1 pseudogene is annotated in these 239 nt (G+C 47.3%); it reads right to left on the bottom strand.

Annotation, left to right across the window (positions count from 1 at the left end):
* Positions 1–239: pseudogene (locus HC733_RS22810) on the bottom strand (transposase); the annotation flags it as partial.

The raw sequence follows: 239 nt of genomic DNA, 5'->3' as shown, positions 1-239 counted from the left end.
AGTTCAAATGGTAGCCCTTTGGGCATGTGTTTTCGTGGACTACCTGCAAAGCGTGCGAGTTGTTTTGGCTGCTTACCTTCTGTGGCATGTGCACAGCGTATTTTAATACTGGTGTGGGCTGACTCTTCTGGTGTCTTTGCCATTTTTGCTCTGATTGGGTTTAAATCGACATACGCCATACAAGCCATTAATGCGGCCTCATCCAGTAACGCCTGACTTTTAAAGCGCCCTTCCCAGAA

It is taken from the genome of Pseudoalteromonas sp. S16_S37 (assembly GCF_014694405.1).
Classification (GTDB): domain Bacteria; phylum Pseudomonadota; class Gammaproteobacteria; order Enterobacterales; family Alteromonadaceae; genus Pseudoalteromonas.
Note: the sequence above shows the minus strand (reverse complement) of the source record. Positions and strands in the feature narration are given on the sequence as shown.